The sequence below is a fragment of the Microbacterium sp. UBA3394 genome, assembly GCF_002358725.1.
Taxonomy (GTDB): Bacteria; Actinomycetota; Actinomycetes; order Actinomycetales; family Microbacteriaceae; genus Microbacterium; species Microbacterium luteum.
Window position 1 is genome coordinate 48,754 of sequence record NZ_DEPK01000032.1, and the last position, 6,581, is coordinate 55,334.

Consider the following 6,581-nt stretch of genomic DNA (forward strand, 5'->3'; position numbering starts at 1 on the left):
CGCCGCTGGCTCGTCGACGGGTGGCGCGGAACCGCCGGGTGGTGCGCCGGGATGATCGTCGTGATGGCGGTGTACCTGCCCCTCTTTCCGTCGATGCAGACCCCCGAGCTCGCCGGAATGCTCGACAGCCTGCCGCCGGAGCTCGTCCGCACCCTCGGCTACGACGACATCACCTCCGGCGCCGGATACACCCAGGCGACCTTCTTCGGCCTCGTCGGCTTCGCGCTCATGGCCGTGGCCGCGGTGTCGTGGGGCGCATCCGTCATCGCCGGTGCGGAGGAGTCGGGTCGCCTCGAGCTCACCATCGCCCACGGCGTCGGTCGGGTGCAGTACGCGCTGGAGAGCGCCGCGGCCGTGCTGGTGCGCGTGCTCGTGGTCGGCGCCGTGGTGCTCGCGACGCTGCTGGTGCTGAACGAACCGTCGCAGCTCGATCTCGAGGTGGGACGGATCGTCGCCGAGGTGGCGGCGTGGACCGGGCTCGGCTTCCTCTTCGCCGCGGTCGCGCTCGCCGCCGGCGCGATCACCGGCGCGCGGTCGTGGGCGATCGGCGCCGGAGCGGGAGTGGCCGCGGCGTCGTTCGTCGTGCAGGCCGTCGCGAACAACAGCGAGGACCTCGCCGACCTCGAGCGCTTCTCGCCCTTCTTCTGGGCATACGGGCAGTCGCCGCTCGGGAACGGGTTCGATGCGCCCGGCCTTGCGCTCCTGTGGGGCTTCGCGCTGGCCTTCGTCGCCGTCGCGACGTTCGCGCTGCGACGGCGCGACATCCTCGGCTGACCCGGCGGGTGCGGTGCCGGCACGGCTCAGGCGCGGGCGAGGCTTCAGGCGCGGGTGAGGTTCAGGCGCGGGCGAGGGTGTCTTCGAGGGCGACCCACGCGAGCATCGCGCACTTGACGCGTGCGGTGTACTTCGATACCCCCGACAACGCCGCGGCGTCGCCGAAGGTCTCCTCGTCGAGCGGGATGGCGCCGCGCGAGCGCAGCGCCTCGCGGAACCTCTCGATGAGGGCGTGGGCGTCGCCGACCGGCATCGGGGCACCGTCGGCGAGGTCGCGCTCCTCGTCGACGAGCGCGACGAGCATCGACGCCGACGCCTGCGAGATGGAGCAGCCAGCGCCGTCCCAGGTGACGTCGCGGATTCCCGCGCCGTCGTCGGTGAGCCGCACCTGCAGCGTCACTTCGTCGCCGCAGATCGGGTTGCGCTGGTGCGAGATCGCCGACCGCTCGGTCGCCTCGGCGATCCCCTTGCCCTTCGGGCGCTTGGAGTGGTCCAGGATCAGCTCCTGGTAGAGGGATTCGAGACTCATCAGCTCTCCCCGAAGAACGGGCGGATGCCGGCGACGGCGTCGAGGAAGGCATCGATGTCGGCGTCGGTGGTGTACAGGGTGGCGCTCGCCCGCACCGATGCGGTCATGCCGAAGCGGCGGTGCAGGGGCGCGGCGCAGTGGTGTCCGACGCGCACGGCGATGCCGCGCGCATCCAGGAACTGCCCCGCGTCGTGTGCGTGCACGCCCTCGACGTCGAACGCGGCCAGCGCCACGCGCTCTGTGCCGTCGGCGTCGCCGAGCAGGCGGATGCCGGGGACCTCGCGGAGTCCGTCGCGCATCCGCCGCTCCAGGCGCGCTTCGTGCGCGTGGACTGCGGGCATGCCGACGTTCTCGAGATAGCGCACGGCGGCGGCGAGCCCCACGGCCTGCGACACCGGCTGCGTGCCCGCCTCGAAGCGCTGCGGCGCGGGCAGGTAGTCCGCCTCGTCGAGCGTGACGGTCGTGATCATGGAACCGCCGGTGAGGAAAGGCGGCAGCGCCTCGAGCACGTCCGCGCGGCCGTAGAGGCCGCCGATCGCGTTCGGGCCGAGCATCTTGTGCCCCGAGAACACGGCCAGGTCCACGCCAGACGCCGGCAGGTCGAGGGCGAGATGCGGCGCCGACTGACAGGCATCCATCAGCGTCAGAGCGCCGACCTCTCGCGCCAGGGCGACGAGCCGGTCGACCGGGTTGACGATGCCGAGCACGTTCGACACGTGCGGGAAGGCCATGACCCGAGTCCGTGCGCCGATGATCTCGGCAGCCGCGTCGAGGTCGAGCGTGCCGTCGTCGTGCACCCCGATGTGGCGCAGCACCGCTCCGGTGCGGGCCGCGAGCTCCTGCCACGGGATGAGGTTGGCGTGGTGCTCGCTCTCGGTCACGACGATCTCATCGCCGGGTCGCAGCGCGAACCGGGCGCTCGCGGGAGCGCCGCGACCGGCGGTGGCGTTGCCGATCGCGTACGCGACGAGGTTGATACCGGCGGTCGCGCCGGAGGTCCAGACGAGCTGATCGGCGTCGGCGCCGACGAATCCGGCGACCGTGGCGCGCGCATCCTCGAACAGCTCGGTCGCGTCGGCGGCGAGCGTGTGCGCACCCCGGTGCACGGCCGCGTTCGCCCGCACGATGTAGTCGACCTCGGCGTCGATGACCGCCCGGGGTCGCTGCGCGGTCGCCGCCGAGTCGAGGTAGATGAGCGGTTCATCGCTCGCGCGGTCCGCCAGCAGCGGGAAGTCGGCGCGGAGCGCGGCGGCGTCGAGCGCCCCGGCAGCCGCGGGTGCGCCGCCGGACGAGAGGGCGGGGGAGTTCACACCATCCAGGCTACGCCGCGCAGCATCCGTGGTCGCTGGGCGCCGGCCGCGTTCGTCCGTCTTGTTCGGCGGAGAATCGCGTCGATGTCGGAGGATCGGCGTGAAATCCTCCGACATCGGCTTGATTCTCCGACCTTCGGGGTGGTCGGGCCGGGCTGGGATGCCGGGGCCGGGTTGGGGTTGCGGGGCCGGGCTGGGGTTGCGGGCGCCTGGTCGGGCCGCGGCGGGGGCCGGGCCGGGCGCCGGGTGGGTCAGCGGGGGGCCAGGAACTCGCGGGCGGCGACCACGACGTTCGCCACGCCGTTGTCGAGCGTCGGCTGCAGCACCGGGGCGAAGAACGGGGAGTGGTTCGTCGGGATGTCGCGCTCCACCGTGTCCGCCGCGACAGCGGCCGCATAGGCGTCGGCGTCGATGCCGCCCCAGAACCAGTAGACGAGGGGGGCGCCCGACTCGCGGGCGAACCACGACACATCCTCGCTGCCGGTGAACATGCCCGGGTCGACGACCGTTCCCTCACCGAAGTGGCGGTCGAAGGCGGCGCTGAGGCGCTCCGTGGCGCCGGCGTCGTTCACGGTCGGCGGTAGCGTGTGGTCGATGACGATCGAGGGTGCCTGTTCGGCTCCGGATGCTGCGGCCTCGGCCCGCACGATGCGCTCCACCTTCTCCATAACGCGTTCCCGCGCTTCGTCGTCGGGGTAGCGCAGGCTGAGCTCGAGCACGGCCTCGGCCGGAATGATGTTGTTTTTCAGACCCGCGTGCAGCGCACCCACGGTGACGACCGCGACATCCCGCGGGTCGACCTCGCGCGACACGATCGTCTGCAGCCGCATGACCGTGGCCGCGGCCATCACGATCGGGTCGACCGTGGCGTGCGGGCGCGATCCGTGTCCGCCGCGCCCGAAGAGCGTCACGCGCAGGCCGTCGGAGGCGGCCATCTGCGTGCCGCTGCGCACGCCGATGGTGCCGGCGGGCAGAGGCGTGACGTGCTGGCCGAGCACCACATCCGGTCGCGGATACCGATCCAGCACGCCGTCGGCGATCATCGCCTTCGCGCCGGCGCCGTACTCCTCGGCGGGCTGGAAGATGACCACGACGGTGCCGACCCACTCGTCCCTGGTCGCGACGAGCCGGCGCAGGGCACCGAGCATCGCGCTGACGTGCATGTCGTGGCCGCAGGCGTGCATGACCGGCACATCCGTGCCCTGCGGATCGGTGCCGCGCGCGGTGCTCGCGTAGTCGAGTCCCGTGCGCTCCTCCACCGGCAAGGCGTCGGTGTCGGCACGCAGCCACACCGTCGGCCCGGCCTCACCCGTCGCATCGGGATTGCGGATCACCCCGACGATGCCGGTCTTGCCGACGCCCTCCTCGTACTCGATCCCGAGCGCGTCGAGCTCGCGGGCGATGACCCCGGCGGTGCGCGTCTCCTGGAACGACAGTTCCGGGTGGCGGTGCAGATCGATGTACAGGCGTTCGAGGTCGGTGCGGGTGTCGAGGTCGGAGGCCATGTCCCGAGCCTACGTCGTCACCTCGCCCCCGTCGCGGCTCGCTCCCTCGCCTCGAGCCACCCCCTTCGCGTCGAGCCGGCCCGTTCCTCCGGTGTGGATGGGGGTGGCTCGGCGAGAAAGGGGCGGGTCGGCGAAGCGCCCTACGCGTCGGCGAGCCACACGGCGGTGTCGGCGGGCAGGGTGTCGCCGGCGAGGGGGCCGCTCTGTGCCACCACGACACCCGACGGCAGGGTCACCGCATCCGTGCCCGTGTTCGCGACAACGGTCAGCCCGCCGTTCCGGAACGCCACGACGTCGTCCCCGAATCCGTCGAGCCACTCCAGCTCGCCGGCGCCGAGCGCGCGCTCGCGCCGCTCGGCCAGAAGGGTGCGGTACAGCCACAGGGTCGAATCCGGATCGTCCTCCTGCACGTCGCGAGCGAAGCCGGCGAACTCCGCCGGCTGCGGCAGCCACGACGCGCCCTCGGGACTGAAACCGTAGGCGGGGGCATCCGAGACCCACGGGATGGGCACACGGCAGCCGTCGCGGCCGTAGCGCTCGCCGCCCGTGCGGAACCAGGTCGGATCCTGACGCGCCTCATCCGGCAGGTCGATGACCTCCGGCAGGCCCAGCTCCTCGCCCTGGTAGACGTAGGCGGAGCCCGGCAGCGCGAACATCAGGGTGGTGGCGGCCCGGGCACGGCGCAGGCCCACGACCGGGTCGGGCTTGCCCTTGCTCTTCGGCCCGATGCCGGCGCCCTGGGGGTTCTCGGCGGTGAGGGCGAGACGGGATGCGTGCCGCACGACGTCATGGTTCGACAGCACCCACGTGGCCGGCGCACCGACGCCGCCGAAGGCGCGGAGGGAGTCGGTGATGACCTCGCGCAGATCAGCGGCGCGCCACGCCGTCTCGAGGTACGGGAAGTTGAACGCCTGGTGCATCTCGTCCGAGCGCACCCACAGCGCGGTGATGTCGGGTCCGGGCATCCAGGCCTCAGCGCACAGGGCGCGGTCGCCGTCGTACTCCTCCATCACCCGGCGCCAGTCGCGCCAGATCTCGTGCACGCCCGGCTGACCCCAGTACGGCACGTCGGCCTCTTCGCCACCCATTGACGCGGCGTCCTCCGGCGGCGTGTAGTCGGGCAGGCCGTCCGCCTTGACCAGGCCGTGGGCCACATCCACCCGAAACCCGTCGACGCCGCGGTCGAGCCAGAACCGCAGCACCCCGCGGAACATCTCCTGCACCTCGGGGTTGGACCAGTCGAAGTCGGGCTGCGACGCGTCGAACAGGTGCAGGTACCACTGCCCGGCCGTGCCGTCGGCCTCGGTGATGCGCGACCACGCCGGGCCGCCGAAGACGGACTCCCAGTTGTTCGGCGGCACCGATCCGTCGTCGCCCCGGCCGTCGCGGAACATGTAGCGCGCGCGCTCGCGGCTTCCGGGAGCGGCGGCGAGAGCCTGCTGGAACCAGGCGTGCTGGTCGGAGGAGTGATTGGGAACCAGGTCGACGATGATGCGGATGCCGCGCGCGTGCGCGCCGGCGAGCATCTCGTCGAAATCGGCGAGCGTGCCGAAGATCGGATCCACATCGCAGTAGTCGGCGACGTCGTAGCCGGCGTCCTTCTGCGGCGATGTCTGGAACGGGCTCAGCCACAGCGCATCCACTCCGAGGGCGGCCAGGTCGTCGAGGTGCTCGGTGACGCCCCGCAGGTCGCCGATGCCGTCACCGGACGTGTCCGCGAACGATCGCGGATAGATCTGGTAGATGACCGCCGTGCGCCACCATTCGGTGCCGGAGCGAGGGGATTCCGTCATGCGCGCCAGTGTAATGGCCGCGGTCATCCGCCGATCCGCTCCGCGAAGCCCCCGTGTAACAGGCCCGTGACACGCACCTCCTAATGTTCACCACATGAAGATCCTGATCATCGGCGCCGGAATCGGCGGCGCCAGCGCGGGCATCGCGCTGCAGCGCCTCGGGCACGACGTCGTCATCTACGACAAGATGCGCGAGAACAAGCCGGTGGGGGCCGCCCTGTCGCTGTGGTCGAACGGGGTCAAGGTGCTCAACTGGCTCGGCCTGGCCGAGGAGGTCGCCGCGCTCGGCGGCCGCATGGATGACATGGCGTACTACGAGGGCGTCTCCGGCGAGGTCATGTGCCGCTTCTCGCTCGAGCCGGTGACGACCCTCACGGGGCAGCGGCCGTACCCGGTCGCCCGAGCCGACCTGCAGGGACTGCTCATGGAGACGTTCGGGAGGGACCGCATCCACCTCTCGAGCACGGCCACGGCCATCGAAGACGACGGCGAGACGGTGACGGTCACCTTCGCCGACGGGTCGACCGACACCGCCGACATGGTGATCGGCGCCGACGGCGCGCGCTCCTTCGTGCGCGACTACGTCACCGGGGGCGGCATCGAGCGGGAGTACTCGGGCTATACGAACTTCAACGGACTCGTGCCCGCGAACGAGGCGATCGGCCCGGTG

The 6,581-nt window shown here is 71.8% G+C and carries 6 protein-coding genes; 2 read left to right on the forward strand and 4 right to left on the reverse strand.

All coding sequences use genetic code 11. From position 1 onward, the window contains the following. The coding region (locus tag B4E30_RS01905) for an ABC transporter permease subunit (RefSeq protein ID WP_286793260.1) at nucleotides 1-774 on the forward strand (774 nt) is incomplete at its 5' end. A gap of 61 nt (nucleotides 775-835) precedes the next feature. On the opposite strand, the gene sufU is transcribed toward B4E30_RS01905, so the two are convergent. The 4 genes from sufU to B4E30_RS01925 all read right to left on the reverse strand — a co-directional run bounded on the left by sufU (nucleotide 836) and on the right by B4E30_RS01925 (nucleotide 5,911). Continuing rightward, on the reverse strand, nucleotides 836-1,303 hold the full coding sequence (sufU, locus tag B4E30_RS01910; protein WP_194384259.1) for a Fe-S cluster assembly sulfur transfer protein SufU: 468 nt from the start codon (nucleotides 1,301-1,303) through the stop codon (nucleotides 836-838). Further along, entirely contained in the window at nucleotides 1,303-2,613 is a 1,311-nt protein-coding gene (locus B4E30_RS01915) for an aminotransferase class V-fold PLP-dependent enzyme (protein WP_286793261.1), read from the reverse strand. Before B4E30_RS01915 ends, sufU begins: the two co-directional genes overlap by 1 nt. A gap of 251 nt (nucleotides 2,614-2,864) precedes the next feature. After that, on the reverse strand, nucleotides 2,865-4,118 hold the full coding sequence (locus B4E30_RS01920) for an amidohydrolase (protein WP_286793262.1): 1,254 nt from the start codon (nucleotides 4,116-4,118) through the stop codon (nucleotides 2,865-2,867). Nucleotides 4,119-4,258: 140 nt separating this feature from the next. Next, entirely contained in the window at nucleotides 4,259-5,911 is a 1,653-nt protein-coding gene (locus B4E30_RS01925) for a glycoside hydrolase family 13 protein (RefSeq protein WP_286793263.1), read from the reverse strand. A gap of 94 nt (nucleotides 5,912-6,005) precedes the next feature. Here B4E30_RS01925 and B4E30_RS01930 point away from each other — a divergent pair. Next, nucleotides 6,006-6,581: FAD-dependent monooxygenase (locus B4E30_RS01930; RefSeq protein ID WP_286793264.1), on the forward strand; the 576-nt coding region annotated here is incomplete at its 3' end.

Excerpts from the sequence above, each read along its gene's own strand:
- sufU (WP_194384259.1), bottom strand. The coding sequence starts at position 1,303 with ATGAGTCTCGAATCCCTCTACCAGGAGCTGATCCTGGACCACTCCAAG.
- B4E30_RS01920 (WP_286793262.1), bottom strand. The coding sequence starts at position 4,118 with ATGGCCTCCGACCTCGACACCCGCACCGACCTCGAACGCCTGTACATC.
- B4E30_RS01925 (WP_286793263.1), bottom strand. The coding sequence starts at position 5,911 with ATGACGGAATCCCCTCGCTCCGGCACCGAATGGTGGCGCACGGCGGTC.